At 61.8% G+C, this 18,766-nt stretch carries 24 protein-coding genes; 14 read left to right on the top strand and 10 right to left on the bottom strand.

Annotation, left to right across the window (positions count from 1 at the left end; translation table 11 throughout):
* The first annotated feature begins 52 nt into the window (after nt 1-52).
* Nucleotides 53-925, top strand: a complete 873-nt coding sequence (locus OP498_RS03485; RefSeq protein WP_280547276.1) for an SDR family oxidoreductase — start codon at nt 53-55, stop codon at nt 923-925.
* A gap of 16 nt (nt 926-941) precedes the next feature.
* Here the strand turns inward: OP498_RS03485 and thpR are convergent, their stop codons facing one another.
* The 5 genes from thpR to gmk all read right to left on the bottom strand — a co-directional run bounded on the left by thpR (nt 942) and on the right by gmk (nt 5,110).
* A complete protein-coding gene (thpR, locus tag OP498_RS03480) occupies nt 942-1,451 on the bottom strand; it encodes an RNA 2',3'-cyclic phosphodiesterase (protein ID WP_280547277.1) in 510 nt (169 codons plus the stop codon).
* A 9-nt stretch (nt 1,452-1,460) separates the two neighbouring features.
* Nucleotides 1,461-1,850: a RidA family protein gene (locus OP498_RS03475; RefSeq protein WP_280547278.1), complete on the bottom strand. Its 390-nt coding sequence runs from the start codon at nt 1,848-1,850 to the stop codon at nt 1,461-1,463.
* Between the two features lie 82 nt (nt 1,851-1,932).
* Entirely contained in the window at nt 1,933-4,068 is a 2,136-nt protein-coding gene (locus OP498_RS03470) for a RelA/SpoT family protein (RefSeq protein ID WP_280547280.1), read from the bottom strand.
* Between the two features lie 10 nt (nt 4,069-4,078).
* The gene (gene rpoZ / locus OP498_RS03465) at nt 4,079-4,342 is read right to left on the bottom strand and encodes a DNA-directed RNA polymerase subunit omega (RefSeq protein ID WP_280547282.1); all 264 of its coding nucleotides are present in this window, start codon (nt 4,340-4,342) and stop codon (nt 4,079-4,081) included.
* Between the two features lie 153 nt (nt 4,343-4,495).
* Nucleotides 4,496-5,110 carry a guanylate kinase gene (gene gmk / locus OP498_RS03460; RefSeq protein ID WP_280552559.1) on the bottom strand — a complete coding sequence of 205 codons (615 nt, stop codon included), beginning with the start codon at nt 5,108-5,110 and terminating at the stop codon, nt 4,496-4,498.
* A 292-nt stretch (nt 5,111-5,402) separates the two neighbouring features.
* On the opposite strand from gmk, the gene OP498_RS03455 reads away from it, so the two are divergent.
* The 4 genes from OP498_RS03455 to OP498_RS03440 all read left to right on the top strand — a co-directional run bounded on the left by OP498_RS03455 (nt 5,403) and on the right by OP498_RS03440 (nt 8,561).
* The gene (locus OP498_RS03455) at nt 5,403-6,602 is read left to right on the top strand and encodes an MFS transporter (RefSeq protein ID WP_280552558.1); all 1,200 of its coding nucleotides are present in this window, start codon (nt 5,403-5,405) and stop codon (nt 6,600-6,602) included.
* An 18-nt stretch (nt 6,603-6,620) separates the two neighbouring features.
* A complete protein-coding gene (locus OP498_RS03450) occupies nt 6,621-7,145 on the top strand; it encodes a DUF4113 domain-containing protein (RefSeq protein ID WP_348533473.1) in 525 nt (174 codons plus the stop codon).
* 259 nt (nt 7,146-7,404) lie between these two features.
* Nucleotides 7,405-7,911 (top strand): hypothetical protein, encoded by a 507-nt coding sequence (locus OP498_RS03445; protein ID WP_280552557.1) that lies wholly within the window; start codon nt 7,405-7,407, stop codon nt 7,909-7,911.
* A gap of 62 nt (nt 7,912-7,973) precedes the next feature.
* Nucleotides 7,974-8,561, top strand: coding sequence for a biosynthetic peptidoglycan transglycosylase (locus OP498_RS03440; RefSeq protein WP_280552556.1), 588 nt, complete (start codon nt 7,974-7,976; stop codon nt 8,559-8,561).
* Between the two features lie 343 nt (nt 8,562-8,904).
* On the opposite strand, the gene OP498_RS03435 is transcribed toward OP498_RS03440, so the two are convergent.
* Complete coding sequence (locus OP498_RS03435) at nt 8,905-9,222, bottom strand: histone-like nucleoid-structuring protein, MvaT/MvaU family (protein ID WP_280552555.1); 318 nt, start codon at nt 9,220-9,222, stop codon at nt 8,905-8,907.
* 351 nt (nt 9,223-9,573) lie between these two features.
* On the opposite strand from OP498_RS03435, the gene OP498_RS03430 reads away from it, so the two are divergent.
* The 3 genes from OP498_RS03430 to OP498_RS03420 all read left to right on the top strand — a co-directional run bounded on the left by OP498_RS03430 (nt 9,574) and on the right by OP498_RS03420 (nt 11,447).
* On the top strand, nt 9,574-9,915 hold the full coding sequence (locus OP498_RS03430; protein ID WP_280547291.1) for a YbjQ family protein: 342 nt from the start codon (nt 9,574-9,576) through the stop codon (nt 9,913-9,915).
* 80 nt (nt 9,916-9,995) lie between these two features.
* The gene (locus tag OP498_RS03425; protein WP_280552554.1) at nt 9,996-10,955 is read left to right on the top strand and encodes a hypothetical protein; all 960 of its coding nucleotides are present in this window, start codon (nt 9,996-9,998) and stop codon (nt 10,953-10,955) included.
* 39 nt (nt 10,956-10,994) lie between these two features.
* Complete coding sequence (locus OP498_RS03420) at nt 10,995-11,447, top strand: hypothetical protein (protein ID WP_280552553.1); 453 nt, start codon at nt 10,995-10,997, stop codon at nt 11,445-11,447.
* Between the two features lie 185 nt (nt 11,448-11,632).
* On the opposite strand, the gene OP498_RS03415 is transcribed toward OP498_RS03420, so the two are convergent.
* On the bottom strand, nt 11,633-12,202 hold the full coding sequence (locus tag OP498_RS03415) for an RES family NAD+ phosphorylase (protein ID WP_280552552.1): 570 nt from the start codon (nt 12,200-12,202) through the stop codon (nt 11,633-11,635).
* A 116-nt stretch (nt 12,203-12,318) separates the two neighbouring features.
* Complete coding sequence (locus OP498_RS03410; RefSeq protein WP_280547296.1) at nt 12,319-12,720, bottom strand: antitoxin Xre-like helix-turn-helix domain-containing protein; 402 nt, start codon at nt 12,718-12,720, stop codon at nt 12,319-12,321.
* A gap of 225 nt (nt 12,721-12,945) precedes the next feature.
* Here OP498_RS03410 and OP498_RS03405 point away from each other — a divergent pair, with 225 nt between their 5' ends.
* The 4 genes from OP498_RS03405 to OP498_RS03390 all read left to right on the top strand — a co-directional run bounded on the left by OP498_RS03405 (nt 12,946) and on the right by OP498_RS03390 (nt 15,123).
* The gene (locus OP498_RS03405; protein ID WP_280552551.1) at nt 12,946-13,416 is read left to right on the top strand and encodes an antitoxin Xre/MbcA/ParS toxin-binding domain-containing protein; all 471 of its coding nucleotides are present in this window, start codon (nt 12,946-12,948) and stop codon (nt 13,414-13,416) included.
* Complete coding sequence (locus OP498_RS03400; RefSeq protein ID WP_280547299.1) at nt 13,416-13,916, top strand: RES domain-containing protein; 501 nt, start codon at nt 13,416-13,418, stop codon at nt 13,914-13,916. The genes OP498_RS03405 and OP498_RS03400 overlap by 1 nt, the downstream gene beginning before the upstream one ends.
* Before the next feature lie 393 nt (nt 13,917-14,309).
* Nucleotides 14,310-14,693: a DUF4236 domain-containing protein gene (locus OP498_RS03395; RefSeq protein ID WP_280552549.1), complete on the top strand. Its 384-nt coding sequence runs from the start codon at nt 14,310-14,312 to the stop codon at nt 14,691-14,693.
* A 163-nt stretch (nt 14,694-14,856) separates the two neighbouring features.
* A complete protein-coding gene (locus OP498_RS03390) occupies nt 14,857-15,123 on the top strand; it encodes a hypothetical protein (RefSeq protein WP_280552546.1) in 267 nt (88 codons plus the stop codon).
* A 171-nt stretch (nt 15,124-15,294) separates the two neighbouring features.
* Here OP498_RS03390 and OP498_RS03385 read toward each other — a convergent pair whose 3' ends face one another.
* Nucleotides 15,295-16,158 (bottom strand): YicC/YloC family endoribonuclease, encoded by an 864-nt coding sequence (locus OP498_RS03385; protein ID WP_280552544.1) that lies wholly within the window; start codon nt 16,156-16,158, stop codon nt 15,295-15,297.
* A 147-nt stretch (nt 16,159-16,305) separates the two neighbouring features.
* Between OP498_RS03385 and rph the strand changes: the two genes are divergently transcribed.
* Complete coding sequence (gene rph / locus OP498_RS03380; RefSeq protein WP_280549963.1) at nt 16,306-17,043, top strand: ribonuclease PH; 738 nt, start codon at nt 16,306-16,308, stop codon at nt 17,041-17,043.
* Nucleotides 17,044-17,133: 90 nt separating this feature from the next.
* Here the strand turns inward: rph and OP498_RS03375 are convergent, their stop codons facing one another.
* Nucleotides 17,134-17,901 (bottom strand): exodeoxyribonuclease III, encoded by a 768-nt coding sequence (locus OP498_RS03375; protein ID WP_280549965.1) that lies wholly within the window; start codon nt 17,899-17,901, stop codon nt 17,134-17,136.
* Between the two features lie 160 nt (nt 17,902-18,061).
* Here OP498_RS03375 and pyrE point away from each other — a divergent pair, with 160 nt between their 5' ends.
* A complete protein-coding gene (gene pyrE / locus OP498_RS03370; RefSeq protein ID WP_280552720.1) occupies nt 18,062-18,727 on the top strand; it encodes an orotate phosphoribosyltransferase in 666 nt (221 codons plus the stop codon).
* Nucleotides 18,728-18,766 lie beyond the last annotated feature (39 nt).

The following is an 18,766-nucleotide window of genomic DNA, read 5'->3' as shown; positions in this document are numbered from 1 at the left end:
ACAGGGACACAATAATGCCAATAGGGACTTTTTATCAGGGGGCGAGGGAAAGGTGAAGACGACGACACTGATTCTGGGCTGTGGCGACATCGGCATGGCCCTGGGGCGCGAGCTGCGCGAGGCGGGGCACCGGGTGATCGGGGCGCGACGCAATCCGCGCGCACTGGAAGGCAGCGGGCTGGAGGCCGTCGCGGTCGACCTGAGCGACCCGGCCACCCTGGCCGGGCTGCCGGACGCCGATACCTTGGTCTACGCGGTCAGCGCCGACCGCTTCGACGAGGCGGCCTATCGCGCCGCCTACCTCGATGGTCTGACCGCGGTACTGGCCGAGTTCGCCCGCCGAGACACGGCGCCCGGGCGGGTGTTCTTCGTCTCCTCGACCAGCGTCTACGCCCAGCGCGAAGGTGAGGTGGTCGAGGAGACCAGCCCCGCCGAGCCCTCGGGCTTCTCGGGCCTGCTGATGCGCGAGGCCGAGCAGGCGCTGATCGAGCATGACCTGTCGGGCACCGTGGTGCGCTTCTCGGGCATCTACGGCCCGGGTCGTGACCGCCTGATTCGCCAGGTGGGCGAGGGACGCATCGCCCCGTCGAGCCCCGTCATGTATTCCAACCGCATCCACCGTGACGACTGCGCCGGGGTGCTGGCGCATCTGATCGGCCGGCAGCTGGCTGGCGAGCCGCTCGAGGCGCTCTACCTTGCCAGCGACTGCGAGCCGGCCCCGCTGCACGAGGTGATGGCCTGGCTGGCGAAGCAGCTCAGGGTCGAGGCCACCGAGACCATCCAGTCGCCACTGCGCCGCCGCGCCAGCAAGCGCTGCGACAATGCCCGGCTGATCGAGAGCGGCTATCGCTTCCGCTATCCTAGCTTCCGCGAGGGCTATGCCCAGGTGCTGAAGGCAGGGGGCTTCCTGCCCGAAAGGGCGTGATAGAAACGACGGCTGATCAGGCCGCCGGCGAACGGGCCAGGGTCTCGTAGCGGGGCCCGTCGTTCTCGGTGAAGGAGCGCACCAGCGAGAGCCGTCGGTAGGGCCAGGCCAGGTCGAGTGCGGGCAGGCCCAGGGTCTCCAGCCGGCGGGCGCGGCGCAGCAGGGTGACATGGGGCACGAAGTGCTCTGGCCTGTTGCTGAAACCGAACGAAGCCAGCCCATCCCACAGTGAGGCATGGAGCCGTTCCAGCGCTAGCGACTGGCCTCCTACCCAGACGATGCCGGGGCGACGAAAGCAGCCCCAGTTGTCCAGGCCCCACTCGCCAGGTGGTATCGCCACGGCGCCAACCCATTCGGCCAGCTCGCTGGCTCGCTCTTCCTCGACCTCGCCGAGAAAGGCCAGCGTCAGGTGCAGGCTCGCATCCGACACGCGCCGCCCGCCGCAGCGGGCCTGGGCAAGTTCGGCCAGCTCGCCCAGCCGCTGGCGCAGCGTCTCGGGTGGCTCCAGCGCCAGGAAGAGCCTCACTGCTTCGCCTTAGTCGCCGATGACCATGATCCCTTCCGCCTCGAACTGCGCCCCCTTGGGCAGCGCCTTGACACCAATGGCGGCGCGGGCCGGGTAGGGCTTCTCGAAGAACTCTTCCATTACCTTGTTGACCACTGCGAAATTGTCCAGCTCGACCAGGTAGAGGTTGAGCTTGACCACGTCCTGCAGGGTGCCGGCGGCCTCCTCGCAGACGGCCCTGAGGTTGGTGAAGACCTGGCGCGCTTGGGCCTCGACGTCGTCGGAGACGAGCACCATGGTGGCCGGGTCCAGGGGTATCTGGCCGGAGAGGTAGATGGTGTTGCCGGCCTTGATGGCCTGGGAGTAGGGGCCGATGGCGGCGGGCGCCTGGTCGGTGTTGATCACGGCCTTGTTGCTCATGGTGGTGCTCCTTTCAGTCCAGCATCGCGAAATGGGAAAGCAGCCCGCCTGCCGCCTCATGCGGCCGGCGGACGGAAAGGGTTCAGTTGCCGAGGCGGGTGATGCGGCCTACATGGGCGAGGTTGCGCAGGCGCTTGATGATGCGCGCCAGGTGCACGCGGTTGCGTACCGAGAGGATGAGGTTGACGATCGACAGCCGCGCGTCGCGCTCCTCGATGCCGATGCGCTCGATGTTGGCGCCGGCATCGGTGACCAGGGCGGCGAGTTCCGCCACCAGGCCGCGGCGGCTTTCCATCTCCAGGCGCAGGGCGGCGGGGAAGTCCTCGGTGATGTTATCGGACCATTCCAGGGGGAACAGCTTGTCGGGATCGTTTCTGAGCTCGGCGATATTGCGGCAATCGCTGCGGTGAACCACGATACCCTTGCCCACCGAGAGGTGGCCGATTACCGGATCGCCGGGCAGCGGACGGCAGCAGCGAGCGAACTTGATCACCATGCCTTCGGCGCCGCTGATCATGATTGGCCTCTGAGTGCGCTCCGGATGCTCCAGGGGTTCGCCTGTTTCGCCCTGCTGCAGGTCGACCAACCGTCGGGCCACCACATGAGCGACCCGGGTGCCCAGCCCGATGGATTCCAGCAGGCTCTCAGCGCTCTTGAGCGAATGTTCCTCCAGCAGGCTGTCGAGCAGACCCTCGGGCAACTCCTCCAGGCTGGTTTCGAACCTGGCCAACGCCTTGTTGAGCAGGCGCCGGCCTAGCTGCACCGCCTCGGTGTGCTGCTGATGCTTGAGCGCGTGGCGGATCGCCGAACGCGCCTTGGCGGTGACCACGAAGTTGAGCCAGGCCAGGTTGGGGCGCGCTCCCGGCGCCGTGATGATCTCCAGGGTCTGGCCGCTTTCCAGGCGGGTGGAGAGCGGGGCCAGGTGGCGGTCGATACGACAGGCGATGCAGCTGTTGCCGATATCGGTGTGCACGCTGTAGGCAAAGTCGATCACCGTGGCGCCCTGAGGCAACTCCATGATGTCGCCCTTGGGCGTGAACACGTAGATATCGTCGGGAAAGAGATCGTTCTTGACGTGCTCGATGAACTCCAGTGAGTCGCCGGCGTGGCGTTGCATCTCCAGCAGGCCCTTGACCCAGGCGCGGGCCCTGGCATGGCTGCCCTGGGCGATGGGATGCTCGGTCTGGCCGGCCTTGTAGAGCCAGTGGGCGGCGATACCGTTGTTGGCCAGGGCCTCCATCTCGCGGGTGCGGATCTGCACCTCGATGGGCATGCCGCCACGACCGAACAGGGTGGTATGAAGGCTCTGGTAGCCGTTGGCCTTGGGGATGGCGATGTAGTCCTTGAAACGACCCGGCACCGGCTTGTAGAGGTTGTGCACCACGCCGAGGATCCGGTAGCAGCTGTCGACGTCCTCGGTGATGATGCGAAAACCGAACACGTCCATGATTTCGGCGAAGGACTTGCGCTGGTCGCGCATCTTGCGGTAGATCGACAGCAGGTGCTTCTGTCGACCGATCACCGTTCCCGGCAGACCCTCGTCATCGAGGCTCTGCTGCAGGCTGGTCTGAAGCTGGCGGATCGTCGAGCGGCGATGGCCCCGGGCGCTGGAGACGGCGCGCTTGATGCGCTCGGCACGCATCGGGTAGAGGGCCTGGAAGGAGAGGTCTTCAAGCTCGACCCGGATGGTGTTGATGCCCAGCCGGCTGGCGATGCGGGCGTATATCTCCAGGGTCTCGCGGGCGATGCGGCGCTTCTTTTCGGGGCGCAGGGCGCCCAGGGTGCGCATGTTATGCAGGCGGTCGGCGAGCTTGACGATGATCACCCGAATATCCCGGGACATCGCCAGCACCATTTTCTGGAAGTTCTCGGCCTGGGCGACAGCCTTGTCCTCGAAGGTGATCTGGGTCAGCTTGGAGACGCCGTCGACCAGCTCGGCGACGGGCTGGCCGAACTGCTCGCCCAGCGCCTTCTTGGAGACGCCGGTATCCTCGATGACATCGTGCAGCATGGCGGCCATCAGGCTCTGATGGTCCATGTGCATGTTGGCCAGGATGTTGGCCACGGCTAAGGGATGCGTGACGTAGGGCTCGCCAGAACGCCGGCGCTGGCCGTCGTGGGCCTGCTCGGCATAGTAGAAGGCGCGCCTGACCTGCCGGATCTCGTCCTGGGGAAGGTAGCCGCCGAGTCGGTCGGCCAGGTCATCGATGGTGAACATGCGGCCAGGATCACTCCTCGACGTGGGTGCCCGGCTCGAACTCGGTCCGCACGCGCACCGGCGCCGCCTCGATGGGCTCGTTGAGCACGCTGGCGTCGACCAGCCCCTCGGCGATCTCGCGCAGGGCCATGACCGTGGGCTTGTCGTTCTCCCAGGGCAAGAGGGCGTCGCGGGAGCCGCGGGCCAACTGGCGGGCACGGTGAGTGGAGATCATCACCAGCTTGAAGCGGTTTTCGACGTTTTCCAGACAATCTTCGACGGTGACACGTGCCATGGATGCCTTCCTGAATGATGCTGACGGGCAAAACCCCGGCCGACGTGGGAACGCCCCGGGAATTCCACCAATGGGTAGACCGGATAGATTACGCGACGCCCGGTTGCCCTGACAAGCGCCGCGGCGGGGTCAGGACAAGCGCCGCGGCTGAAGTCAAGACAATAGCTCGGCGAGCAGCGGGGCGTGGTGCTCGTTCACCCGCTCGCGGGTCAGGCGACGGGCGATGACCAGCGCCTGCAGCTCGCGCAGGGCGGTGGTGAAGTCGTCGTTGATCACCAGGTAGTCGTACTCGTCGTGGTGGGTCATCTCCTCCACCGCATCGCGCATGCGCCGGGCGACCACCGCGTGCTCGTCGGTACCGCGGCTGGCCAGCCGACGCTCCAGCTCTTCTCGGGAGGGGGGCAGGATGAACACCGAGACGGCATCAGGCAGCTGCTGGCGAACCTGGCGGGCGCCCTGCCAGTCGATCTCCAGGATCACGTCCTGGCCGGCGGCGAGCATCGCCTCCACGCTGCGGCGCGAGGTGCCGTAGTAGTTGTCGAAGACCCGGGCGTACTCGAAGAAGTCGCCGTGCTCGATCATCGCCTCGAAGGCCGGCACGTCCACGAAGTGGTAGTTGACCCCGTCCACCTCGCCCGCGCGGCGCTCGCGGGTGGTGTGGGAGACCGAGACCTGGATGCCGTCGAGGCTTTCGATCAGCTCGCGCACCAGGCTGGTCTTGCCGGCGCCGGAGGGAGCGGAAACGATGAACAGCGTACCTTGGGCCATGAGCAGGGGTCCCTGACGTTACAACGGATGGTGAGCGGCGGCAGAAAGGGCGGAGTATCGCACACAATGATGGTGCGACTGTAGCCACCCCGGCCGTCGTCTGCCCCACCAGCAACGATCCGCGCATTGCCGGCCGGTCTCTGGAATAATGGCGCTCCTTTTTTGCATCGCCCGTTTTCGCATCGCCCGTTGGCAGCGCTGGCCTGTCGATCTTCCTCATCGCGCTGGCGGGGACGCGTGGCGCCGGTGTCTGCCTGAAGTGGCGCCGATCCTGTTCATCCAAGGAGAGACCATGACCACTGCCGGCGATCGCCGCGCCCCGGAATCGGCGCTGCCCTTCCTGGGGATAGCACTGACCTTTCTGATCACCATGCTGGGCACCACCCTGCCCACGCCCCTGTACCCGATCTATCAGGCGCGCTTCGGTTTCTCCCAGCTGACCATCACGGTGATCTTCGCCTTCTATGCACTGGGAGTCATGGGGGCTCTGGTGACCACCGGGCGCTGGTCGGATCAGCTCGGGCGTCGCCCGATGCTGGGCGCCGGGCTGGCGGCGGCGGTGATCAGCGACCTGATCTTCCTGTCCAGCGACGGCCTATCGAGCCTGCTGGTCGGTCGCTTCATTTCGGGGGTGTCCGCCGGCATCTTCACCGCGACCGCCACGGTGGCGGTGATGGAGCTGGCCCCCTCGGCCTGGCCGCGACGCGCGGCCTTCGTGGCCACCGCGGTCAACATGGGCGGCCTGGGGCTGGGGCCGATCCTCGCCGGCCTGCTGGTCGAGACCCTGCCCTGGCCGCTGCACCTGGCCTACGGGGTGCATCTGGTGCTGGCCGCGCTCGCGATACTGATGGTGCTCAAGGCGCCGGAGACCGTAATTCGGCCGGCGCGGCCGAGCCTCCGGCTGCAGCGGCTGCAGGTGCCACAGGAGGTCCGCGCGATCTTCCTGCCGGCGGCGATCGCCGGCTTCGCGGGCTTTGCCCTGCTGGGCTTCTTCTCCGCCACCGCACCGGCCTTCATGATTGGCGTGCTCGGCCACGACAACCTGGCGCTTGCCGGGCTGGTGGCAGGCTCGGTGTTCTTCGCCTCGACCCTCGGGCAGCTCCTGCAAGAGCGCTTCCCGGCCTCCTGGCGGCTGCCGCTGGGTTGCGTCGGGGTGATCCTCGGTGCCTCGTTGGTGGGTGTCGGCATCGGGATGGCGTCCCTGGCGCTCTTCATGCTTGGCGCGCTGATCGGCGGTCTCGGCCAGGGCATGGCCTTTCGTGCCGGCCTGGGAGCCGTCGTGCAGGCCAGTCCCGCTAATCAGCGAGGCAGCGTCACCGCGACCTTCTTCATCGTCGCCTACCTCGCCCTGTCGATTCCGGTGGTGGGCATCGGGCTGGCGGCGCGCGCCTTCGGCCTGGCGACGGCCGGCATGGCCTTCGCCGGCGCCGTCGCCCTGCTGGCGGGCGTCTCGCTTGTGAGCCTTCTGCGGATTTTGCGTATTTTGAAGTAGCGTCTCAGCTCATGCCCTATCCCTTGGCTAATCTCAAGGTGTGACCAGCAAGGAAGCCAGTGGCCATGTCGAGGTCTACTCCATCGACGAGAGCTTCGTCGCCAGGGCAGCGTCACCAGCGCGGTGATGGTGTTCGTGCGCACCAACCCCTTCCAGCTCGACCAGCCGCAATACCGGAACAGCGTGGTGGTGCCGCTGGCACGGCCCACCGACGACACCCGCGAGATCGCCCAGGCCGCCGCTCAAGGCCTGCAGGCGATCTTCCTTGCAGGCTACCGCTACCAGAAGGCCGGCGTGATGCTGCTCGACCTCAGCGCCGACAGCAACCGCCAGCTCTCCCTCGACGAGACCCCGCAGAGCGATTACGACCGCCAGCGCAGCCAGCGGTTGATGGTCACGGTGGACAAGCTGAACCGCGAGTTGGGCCGCGATGCCGTCAGGCTAGGTTTACCGAGACAAGGCAACGCCTGGGCGCTAAGGTGTAATCGGAGGACGCCGAGGTATACGACGCGGTGGGAAGAGTTGGTCAGGGTGAAATCGTGATGACGACGAACAACACGTTGTCTTTGAGGAAAATCGAGCGAAGTGCTACCGATAGAGTATTAGCGTGTGATCAAAGACAGCTACCAACCCAAAACGGACTTTTTGGAAGAACATTTACGGCTTTTTATTATTCATCCTATTATTTGTAAAATTTGATAAGAAAAAACATTTAATCAGCATTTGAGATATGGAATACCATTGATTTTTACTAGTTTTTTAAGCTAAATTTGTTCAGTAAGGCAGAAAAAATGGAGGGGGTATGACCGCGGAGCAATTTTGGTTAAATTTTTTGTACAGTATTCTGGCTACTGTTACTGGTGGTGGGATTCTCACTCTTCTTTTCTTTTGGTTAAGAGAGGTAATATTTCCCCTTCCTGATGTAACCGGGCGATGGTACTTTGAAATGCAAACGGTAAATTCTGCATATAACCCCTATAAAGATATGGTTTTGCGATACGTGGCTATGCTCTGGCGCGAAGGAAGTCGCATTGAGGGAACAGTTGAGAAGGTGTACGAAAATTCTTCTACTGGAGAAAGGGAATACGAAGGGAAAAATAGAACTAGAGGATTGGTAGTAGGCTATATTGAAAAAAATTATTTCTCTAAAGATCGAATTGTATTACATGTCACTGAAGATGGTCATGGAAGAGAGTCAACTAATTTCTATGAACTTACGCTCAGTTCCAAAGAAAAAATGACTGGTTGCTTCAGCTCTATGGTCGCTAAACAAGATGGTAGCGTTACATGGCAAAGGAACGAGTTTTGAGATTTGTTCTTTGGACTCTATCGCTCCCGCTTCTGTTTGCTTCCTTGCCTCTAGAAGTTTTCATGACGAAAAAGATGCGTGAGGACCTTGATAGCTGCTTGTCTGTAGTGGAGAACAGCGAAATAATTCCCGGTGTTATTATTGAGGCGCTCGTCATTGCCGAAGATCACCGAAGCAATTTTCATCCAGGAGTTGATCCGATAGCGATAGGTAGGATGTTTTTGGCTAGAATTAAAAAAAATCAACCCCGTGGTGGCGCAAGCACAATAGAGCAGCAGTTTGCTCGCGTGGTTACAGGCCGATACGAGCGAACTATGTTTCGCAAATTTAGAGAGCAAATGCTGGCAATCATGATTTCTCGCCGCGCAAGCAAGGCGTCAATTGCTTCCGCTTATCTTGCAATCGCATTTTATGGAACTGAATTTGTAGGAATTAGCGGCTTAAGAGCCCATTTTGGTGAGGATTTAAAAAACGTATCTTTTCAGCAAGCATTGCAGGTGGTTGTTTATCTTAAATACCCACGGCCTCGCATCCCTACTGAAGAGTGGAATAACAAAATTTCGAGACGAACGGGTGTTATTTTGAGCCGTCTCGAAAGCGGTTGCTACCATTCGTTAAATCCAAAGTTAGCTTCTTGGCATGATTTATGATTTAATAACTTTCCTTTATTAATTATTTAATAGGTTTTTACTGATAACGGCCGAGCCTAGAAAATTGAATAACAAAATCTCATTGCGTTGCTGTTGCTGAAGCTTTCATGACATAGTTCTCCTCAGATGGAGAGGAAGGGGTGGCCCTATCAGAGGTTGACCTCGGAATCAGAATAAAGCTAAATTTTATTAGGTATGCTTACCGTTACATCAGAATTTTTTAAAAGTCCGCTTTTCGCCGACAGCAGCCCTTCCTACCAGAGGTGGCAGGAAGGGCCGCGGGCAGTTAGTCTTCAGTCCTCACTAGCCACCCCTCGACGGTTTCGGCACCATATTCTTCCTTTCACGCTTTCAGTGTCTTCTGGTTGCCGCCACGGGTCTCGACGGTTTCGCCGGTGTTGGGGTTCTGGTAGATTTTCAGCTTGCGCTTGGCACGACCCGAGCCCTTGGCAGTGCTGGAGCCCTGGCCAGCCCCTTGGGTGGGGTCCAGCAGCTTGATGACATCTGCCGCGGACTTGTCGAATTCGCGCATCAGCGTCTCGAGGTGGTGCTTGAAGTCCAGCTCGGTCTTGAGGCGCTCGTCGTTCTTCAGCTTGTCCAGCTCTTCCTGAAGCTGCTTGAGCTGCTGTTCTTTCTGCAAGTAGATGCTGAGAATTGACATGGGGTACCTTGCCTTGGTGAGTATTGGCGCCAATTATGGTGGTAAGATTCCAATGATTCAATCAGTGGTCCGGTTTGTTTCAGCCAAACTCGCTGACAAGAGTAGTCAAACTTGGCTGTTTCGCTTGCTCCTGTGTGGCCGCGCCAGGAGATGCGCGTCAGTTCCAGTGAAGTGTTATCCGCTTCATGGAGTGGGACACCGCAGGCCACGGGGGGAGGCGCTGTGAAGTTTCTCGGGGGGATGAGCCTTGCACATGGCTTTAAAACCGCCATGCTAGTCATGTGTTTTCGGTCGGGTCAGCAGTTTTTGCTCGACCGGATCAGGTAACGTAACTTCGAAAGGAGCCCCCACATGTCGGACCGCGTGATCCTCACCACCTCCTCGCACCTCGAGGGCTACCGCGTCACCGAGCACATCGATATCGTTTCCGCCGAGTGTGTGTTCGGGATGAACATCCTCAAGGACATGTTCGCCGGCTTCCGGGACTTCTTCGGTGGCCGCAACAAGTCGTCCCAGGACGCCCTGCGTGACGCGCGGGTGGCCTGCCTGGACGAGCTGCGTCGAGAAGCGGGGGAGATGGGCGCCAATGCGGTGATCGGCATCGACCTCGACTACAGCGAGATCTCCGGCGGCGGCAAGTCGATGCTGTTCCTGGTGGCTACCGGCACGGCCGTGAAGGTGGCGAAGGCATGAGCCCCCTCGACGAGCCGCGCATGACACAGGCCACCTGACCGCCTGCGTGCTGATGGGGCGAGACGATCGACGAGCTGCGCATGACACAGGCCACTTACCGCCACTACCCGAGCTTCACCCGACGATATGTCCGGTCGGTGATGAAGATGTTGGGCTTGCCAAAGAAGCCCAAGGTCGAGGCCGAGATCTTTCGTGAAATGGTGCACGACGAGCAGATGGTGCATTCCATCAATGGCGAGATCCTGATGCTGGAGTGGCACCACGGCCGCGAGGGCAGGGTGGTGGTGCCGGAGCCGTCGCTGTCTGAATGGCTGCAGACGGTGCAGCTCAGCAAGGTTCAGGGCGATGCCTGGTCGTGGCCCTGGGAGTTCAGCACGCTGTCGTTCCCGGCGAAGCAGACGTTCCATGGCCATCAGGTCGACGGTGCCCTGGTCGCCTGGGTGGACTCGACCGAGCTGCCCAGCCGCTACGAAACCTTTCTGAAGGCACACGGCAATCCGCACGGCGTGGACATGAAGGGCATCGGCGATCCCTGGCTGATCGTCGCCATCCACAACCCGCTGGACGACAAGCCGAGCCTCAACCCCACCATGCTGCGCGGCGCCTTCAAGCACAGCCAGATCACCGATTTCATCAACCGCGAGGCCATCGCGTATGCCGGCGGGCGGGCCCAGCCGCTGGCGGACGAGGAGGGCATGATCCTGCGCGAGGTGGTGCGCTACGTGCTCTCCTTGGGCATGTACCTCTCCGCCTATCCCGAGGCGCTGTCGAGCGGCGTGCCCGTCTGGATGAAGAACAAGCACCCCGAGGGCAGAAAGGGCATCCCCTTCGCCCAGGTCGGCGTCGACCGCGAGGACAGGGAGTTGCGGGTTGCCATGACCGCCCCACACACGGTATCGCCCTACTGGCGGCAGCTGCGCGACGAGCGCTTCTACCGCGGCAAATGGGCCAGCCACCGCCGCGGCAGCCGCTATGTGCTGGTCAGCGGGTATGAAGTAGGGGCAGGGAAGACGGTGGGAGTGGCGCCAGTCGACCCGTAAGCTTTAGCGAATAATTGAAAATCGATCTATGGAGAATATATGCGGGTCTTTTTATTTGAATACCGTGATAAAACAACAGGCGAACTGGTGGAGGTGAGAACACGTGCTGACAATGAAAAGAAAGCTCTCAAGGCTTTCAGCTTGAAGGCACCGACTGTCGACATTGGCCAGATAGAGACACTCAATGGCGCCCCCTTTGTCAACACTACAGGGAAAGTAGGTCTGCCATCCGGGCAGACTGCGTCACAGAAAGTTCAGTCCATGGCTGAGCAGGCATCTACTGCGCACTCTTCTCATGCCGGCAAGCCGGAAAACTTTGTGCTGGGCGTCCTTGGCATCACTTGTATGGCGATAGGCCTTTATCTGCTACTGATTAGCCCTGGCACAGATACTGCAATCGGTGACGTCGTGAATCTTCAAAAGCTTTCGATCGGCCAGACTTTATCCATCTTTGGGGCGATCTTCATTGCCGTCCAGTGGCGTCCTCGTTGATTCTCACAGTCAATTGATAAATGGGAATGAATAGAAGAAATATATTGGCAGATGACATTAATGACCAGTTTATGGTGTTTATCGACTGCCTGATGTTCATCACCAACGACGATGCTGGCGGGTTCGACTAGTGCATCGGTTTAGCTATCGTATAGTTGTATTCGTTCATAAGACAAGCGTGCCTGTCACGGATAGGAGAGGCGGCTTATTCCGGAGATTGACCCATTCCAGACCATCTCGTAGTGAGCAGTCTGGACGATGGACGTTACGGGTCTGGGAGTCATCAGCCCCCAACAGACAGCCCCGGGGTGTCGCACAGAGTGATAGCGAAGCCCTGGGGCGTTGGCAGCCTTTGCGGCCTCTCCCAGCTCTCGGGAGGCGTGATAGTCATCAGGGGCATAGATGGGGTCTTCTTTTGGGACCGTCAGGCAATCTATCAACCCGTCTTCATTGAAGTGGCACAGTAGGCCACGGAAGACGAAGCGGTCATAGCTCAGATCCGGCAGGTTCCGCCAATAGGCCTCCTGATGATGCCGAACTTCAGCTAAGGCCGTTTCTATTTTGTCGGCGATATAGAGCACCCCGTACCGACCATGGCTGAACCGAGAGCCCTCCTGAGCCAGATGGGTGAAGGGCGCAGTGGCATAGGAGCAGCCTGGAATCCCAAATGGGATTTCAGTGGTCGGTATAAGCCCAATCTCACCCACTTCGGCCTTCAGCCGAGGGTTCGTTATCGCCTGGATTTGGTAGAGCATCTCGAACTCTTCGGCACTTGAGACGTCATCGAACAATTCGATCGGCGGGTATTTGGAGTTCGCCAGCCGATACCCTTGGCAAGCACTGGGCGGCAGGCACGGTAGATCCCCACGTCTCACCACTGAGCGCCCCGCAAGCTGTCGATGCGCTGGAATACCTCATAGAGCTCGAGAATCCCGCCGTTAGCAATGATCGACAGGGGTGAGCGGCCATTGAAGTAGGCGTTATGGTTGGCCATTGCCATAAAGCCATAGATGTTCTCGGGGTTGTCAAAAATCACCCGCAGAGCGGCATGGATATTCAGTATCAGGCTGATCCGCGTGAGCTGGTCTTCATCCAAGCTGACCCGCCATTCAGGATCGCGACGTTTGGCCCGGGCATAGGTGCTGCGGGAGACGCGCAGGATCGCTGTGGTCTGCTCGCCAGTGGCCCCCCACTTTTCGAGGATGGCGACGGCGGCCTTTAGGCCGGCTGCGCATTTCGCCTTGTCTTGGGCTTGAGCTTCCAGGACCGCCATGGCTCCCATCTCCCGATCTGTGTCTATAGACACAAGTATAGCGCAGATGTGTCTGCAGCGACATAAAGTCCTGTCGGCAGCGCCGAGGCTGGGGCTCGCCCCGATTGATACGCCACAAGCACAGGGCCTGGCTCATCAAGCCTAGAAAACGAGTCGGGCAAGCTCGACGCGCCCGCCCTGTGGCGCTATATTTGTGTCAAATGGCAGAGACAGGAGGGCAACACCATGACTGTCGCCGACAAACATGAAGAACAAGAGCTCAACATCCTGGAGCGGACGCTGAAGCGATTGTCGGGCGGCCGAGCCACCAATACGCACACGGCTTTCGAGATCCACGAAATGATCGAGAAAGGCTTGCCGTCTCAAGATATCATCTACTTCGTCGAGTCGCTCACTACGCACTACAACAAGGAAATGACCCTCAAGGTGATCGGCATCTCCGAGCGAACCCTGTATCGCCGCGTGAAGAACCCAGCGCCGCTCACTGCGGAGCAAAGCAGCCGGACCTGGCGGCTGGCCAAGATCCTCACCAAGGCGGAGGATGTCTTCGGCGATCGCGAGGAAGCCCAGCGTTGGATGAACACGCCGGCCATGGGGCTGGAAGGGCGCAAGCCGATTGACCTGATCACTACCCAAGTGGGCTACGAGCTTGTTGATGATTTCCTGACCCGCATGGACTACGGGGTCTACACCTGATGGTTGACAACGCGCCAGCCGGTGATATCCATTTGTGGCGACTGGAGCGTAAGCGTCACATTGAGACCTGGGACAGCGGTATCGGTGCCGAGTTGGGCGGCGGTCGCTGGAACTCGAAGGGCAAGCCTGCAGTGTACGGATCGATTGACCCGGCTACGGCCATTCTGGAGGTCGCTGCGCACAAGGGGTTCAAGTCCCTGGATACCGTCCCGCATGTGCTCCTGTGCTTGCGCATCCTCGACACATCTCAGGTGCATGTAGTAACGCCAGCGTCGTTGCCGAATCCAAACTGGCTGATCCCGGGGTCGCCGGGACAGGGGCAACAAACGTATGGGGATTCACTTTTGGATCTACACCCCTTCATCATCGTGCCGTCTACCGTGTCACGGCACAGCCAAAATATCGTGATGAGCCCGACTCTAGCCCAAGTGTTGTTTGAAGTCGTTTTAGAAGAGCCTTTTGCCCTCGATACCCGTCTCAATCTCCCGCAGCATGCCTAAGCCCCCGGCAACCGCCGGGAATCGAAAGCATCCGCTGGAGATTCACCCCAGCCCAAGTGTTAAATCGCTTCCACGACACCGAGCTGTGCGCGGTCTACAACGCCGCCACTGACACTCTGGAAGATACCTCGCAACTCCGCTAACTGCCGCTCGATGACTTCATCCTAGACGATCGTGTTTACGTCCCCCTGGGCATCCCAGGCATCGGCCACGATGAGTGGCAGACCCTCACCTTGCAGATCACCGACGAGAGAGCGAGGAATGATGTCGCCTTTGAGCCACGGATTCAAAAAGAGCTTCCAGGCTCGGCGGCGCAAAGGGGATACCTGCCTTCGGCCTTCTGAACTCGCTACACTGTTGAGCTGTCTGCATCTACCGTCTTGAGAGGCTGCCGTGGGCTTTCGCTTTCGACGTCGTATCATGCTCGCACCGGGAATCCGGCTGAATCTGAGCAAGCGGGGCCTGGGCCTCTCGGTGGGTCCACGCGGTGCCAGCCTCAGCGTGGGACCGAGCGGCGTGCATGGCCATGCCGGTATTCCCGGTACCGGACTGGCCTATCGGCAGAAGCTCAATGGCCGAAACCGGCGTGCGTCCGGCTTTAGCGGTGGCACCAGCGGTGGCAACACGGGCTCCATTTCCGCGGCTGCCCTGGATGCGCGGCTGTCACAGGGGGAATCACTCCCGGTCCGGCTCGAGATCGATGCCGAGGGCGGCATCCACTACTTCCATGGCGATGGCACCTCCATGGATGACGATGAGGCCCGCGTACTGCGATGACATGCCCGAGAGTCGCTTCGCGAGCAGTTGGCACAACACTGTGAACGTCTCAACGCCGACCTCGATCGCCTCGGAAAGCTACACGAGGACACTCCTCACCCGCACTCAGTGGGGAGAGGGGCAAAGGAGTGAGCCCTGCGATAAGGAGCGCGTCGAGAACCGCATGGTGATCACCGATCTGGGCCTGAACGAGTTCCGCATGGACCTGCTGGGCTACATGAAGGAGAACGGCGACCTGAGCCGACTCCCCAACGGCCTGCATACCGTCGTGCCGGCCCGCCCCGATAAGGGCCTGCAGCCCGGGGTTATCTTCACCCTGCGCAACCTCAATCTGACAAGAACGCTGCCTGATGGTCATATACCAGATTTGACAATAACTCATGCCCTCGGCGATCTACCTGAACCGGATTTCGCCCACAGATTTTGCTGACGAGCCTGAAAAGGAGTCTTGTCCATGACCGTACGCAGCAAACCCAAACCACTCACGCTGAGCCTGAGCGCGCAGTGCCCCACCCACACCCGCACCGACGTTCGCATCCGCGATCACGTCCTGATCTGCGATGAGCCGGCCGCGCGTGAAACTGACGCTGAGGAGAGGACATCACTCGATATTCTGGATCTGCTCGCGCATTTGCTCGATCAGCACCTTGAGCTCCACGGCGCAGCGGGTGGTGGCGGCCACCACCGACTTGGATGACAGGGTGTTGGCCTCGCGGTTGAGCTCCTGCATCAGGAAGTCCAGGCGACGCCCCACCGGGCCCGGCTGGCCGAGCTGGCGCTCCACCTCGGCGACATGGGTGGCCAGGCGGTCGAGCTCCTCGTCGACGTCGGCCTTCTGAGCCAGCAGCACCAGCTCGGCTTCCAGTCGCTGAGGGTCCAGTTCGGCACGCATCGTTTCCAGGCGCTCCAGCAGCTGGGCCCGCTGGCGCTCGAGGATCAGGGGCATCAGTTGTCGCACCTCGGCCACCTGGGCGTTCACCGCTGTGATCCGCTCGCGGATCAGCGCGGCGAGCTTCTCACCCTCCCGGGCGCGGCCGGCGACCAGGTCGTCCAGGGCGGCCTGGAACAGCGCCAGCGCCTCCTGCTTGACGGCCGCCATGTCGGGACCGCGACTGTCCAGCACGCCGGGGTGGCCGAGCAGGCTCAGGGCATCGGGCATGGCCGTTCCGGGGACACTTTCGCGGACCTCCTCCAGGGCCGTGGCCAGCGCCGCCAGGCGCTGGCGGTCGACGGTCGGGGCGGCCTCGTCGCCGGCGGGCTCGAAGCGCAGGGTGCATTCGACCTTGCCCCGGGCCAGGCGCGCGCGCAGCGCCTCGCGGAACATCGGCTCCAGGTCGCGCAGCGCCTCCGGCAGGCGGAAGTGGGGCTCTAAGTGGCGCTGGTTCACCGAGCGCAGCTCGAGCTGCAGGCTGCCGGCCGCGGTGTCGCGATCCTGGCGTGAAAAGGCGGTCATGCTGTGGGCCATGGAGCCTCCCGATGACGCGTGGTGTGCAGGGGCCCGCAGTGTAACCGATTCCCCGGCCAGACCGTGTAGACCAGAGCGTGTAGAATGGCCGCCATCCTTCAGCGTGACGTCCCGTCACCCTTTCATTTCCGGTTCAAGAGAGGTGCCATGTCTTCACAGATCCGGCGTCCCAGCGGACGCGCCCCCGACCAGTCCCGCGAGATCCGTCTCACCCGCGACTATACCCGCCATGCCGAGGGCTCGGTGCTGGTGGAGTTCGGCGACACCAAGGTGCTGTGCAACGCCAGCGTCGAGGTCGGCGTGCCGCGCTGGCTGCGTGGCAAGAAGCAGGGCTGGGTGACCGCCGAGTACGGCATGCTGCCGCGGGCCACCCACACCCGCGGCAGCCGCGAGGCGACCCGCGGCAAGCAGGGCGGCCGTACCCTGGAGATCCAGCGGCTGATCGGTCGCTCGCTGCGGGCGGCGGTGAACCTCAAGAAGCTCGGCGAGTTCACCATCACCGTGGACTGCGACGTCATCCAGGCCGATGGCGGCACCCGCACCGCCGCCATCACCGGTGGTTGCGTGGCGCTGATCGATGCCATCCGCCACCTGCAGCGCGAGAAGCTGATCAAGGGCGATCCCTTCCACCAGCTGGTGAGCTCGGTCTCGGTGGGGCTGTTCAAGGGACTGCCGGTGGTCGACCTGGACTACCCCGAGGACTCCAGCGCCGATACCGACATGAACGTGGTGATGGCCGAGGCGGGCGGACTGATCGAGGTGCAGGGCACCGCCGAGGCCGGCACCTTCAGCCGCGCCCAGCTCGACGCCATGCTCGACCTGGCCGAGAAGGCCGGCAACGAGCTGTTCGAGCACCAGCGCGAGGCGTTGGGCATCCCCCGCTGATCCTGTTCATCCTCCTTAACGCATCGTGCCGGCCACGTAGGCCGGCACGGTGCGTTCCGGTGGGCCGGAACGGCGACGTAGGGAGCGGGCTCAGAGCGTCAGGTCATACTCGACGATCAGCGGGGCGAACTCGGAGAAAGTGGCATCGTAGTCGATCCAGGCGTCCACCACGTGGCGACGGAACTCGGGGCCCACCACCTGATAGTCGATGCGCCAGCCCTCCTGGCGGGAGCGCGGCACCTCCTGGTCGAGCTTGGGCCACCAGGTGTACTCGCCGGCGTCACGGTTGATCTCGCGGAAGGTGTCGATGAAGCCGGTGGGGCCAAACATCTGGTCCATCCAAGCGCGCTCCTCGGGCTTGAAGCCGGGCGTGGTCTGGTTGTCGGCCCAGTTTTCCAGGTCGAGGGTCTTGTGAGCGATGTGCCAGGTGCCGCAGATGATGTACTCGCGCCGCTTGCGGGCCATCTTCGACAGGTACTCCTGGTACTGGGCCATGAAGGCCTGCTTGGCGGCAACGTCGCTGCCGTCGGGCATCAGGAAGCTGGCGATGCTGAAGCGGTCGTAGTCGGCCTGCAGGAAGCGCGCCTCATGGTCGCACTGGGGAAAGCCCAGCCCGTACATGATCGCCTTGGGGATCTTGCGGCAATAGAGGCCGACCCCCGAGAAGCCGTCCTGCTCGGCATCGAGGAAGTAGCCCTCGTAGCCTTCCGGGTAGAGGATGCTGTCGTCCAGCTCGAAGCTCTTGGCCTTGAGGTTCTGCACGCAGACGACGTCGGCGTCCTGGCCGGCCAGCCAGTCGAGGAAGCCTCGACCGACGGCCTCGCGGATGCCGTTGACATTGATGGTGGCGATTTTCATACATGGTCCCTTTTGCGTCGCGCGTGTATGATACCCGACGTTTCGACGTTTGGGTAAATGGCCCCGGTCGATAGATGTGATATAGGCCCTTGATCGTGAAATAGTAGGCCCTTGACCGTGAAGAGGAGGCCCTGTGGCGGACCAGCCCGACGCGCAGCGCATGCACGACTACCAGCGGGAGTTCATCGAATTCGCCATCGAGCAAGGCGTGTTGAGCTTCGGCGAGTTCACCCTGAAGTCCGGCCGGGTCAGTCCCTATTTCTTCAACGCCGGCCTGTTCCGTACCGGTGGCGCCCTGGCGCGATTGGGGCGCTTCTATGCCCGGGCCATCCAGGCCAGCGGCCTCGAGGTCGATGTGCTGTTCGGTCCGGCCTACAAGGGTATCCCGCTGGCGGCCACCACCGCCGTGGCGCTCGCCGACCACCATGACCGTGACCTGCCCTATGCGTTCAATCGCAAGGAAGCCAAGGACCACGGCGAGGGAGGCAACATCGTCGGGGCCGCGCTCGAGGGACGGATCCTGATCATCGACGATGTCATCACTGCCGGCACCGCCATCCGCGAGGTGATGGGCCTGATCGAGGGTGCGGGCGCCCGGGCGGCCGGCGTGCTGATCGCCCTGGATCGCCAGGAGCGCGGCCGCGACGAGAACGACCCGCGCAGCGCCATTCAGGAGGTCGAGGCCGCCTACGACATGCCGGTGGTCAGCATCGTCACCCTGGACCTGGTGCTCGAGTACCTCGAAGAACACGCCGGCGAGGCGATGCAGCCCCATGCCGAGGCGATCCGCGCCTACCGCGCTCGCTATGGCGTGGGCGGCGGCTGAGCGTCACACGGCATACTGCCGGCGCCTGCCGGTCGTCCC

The organism is Halomonas sp. 25-S5 (assembly GCF_029889845.1).
GTDB lineage: Bacteria > Pseudomonadota > Gammaproteobacteria > Pseudomonadales > Halomonadaceae > Halomonas.
This window is presented reverse-complemented; position numbering and strand designations above follow the sequence as displayed.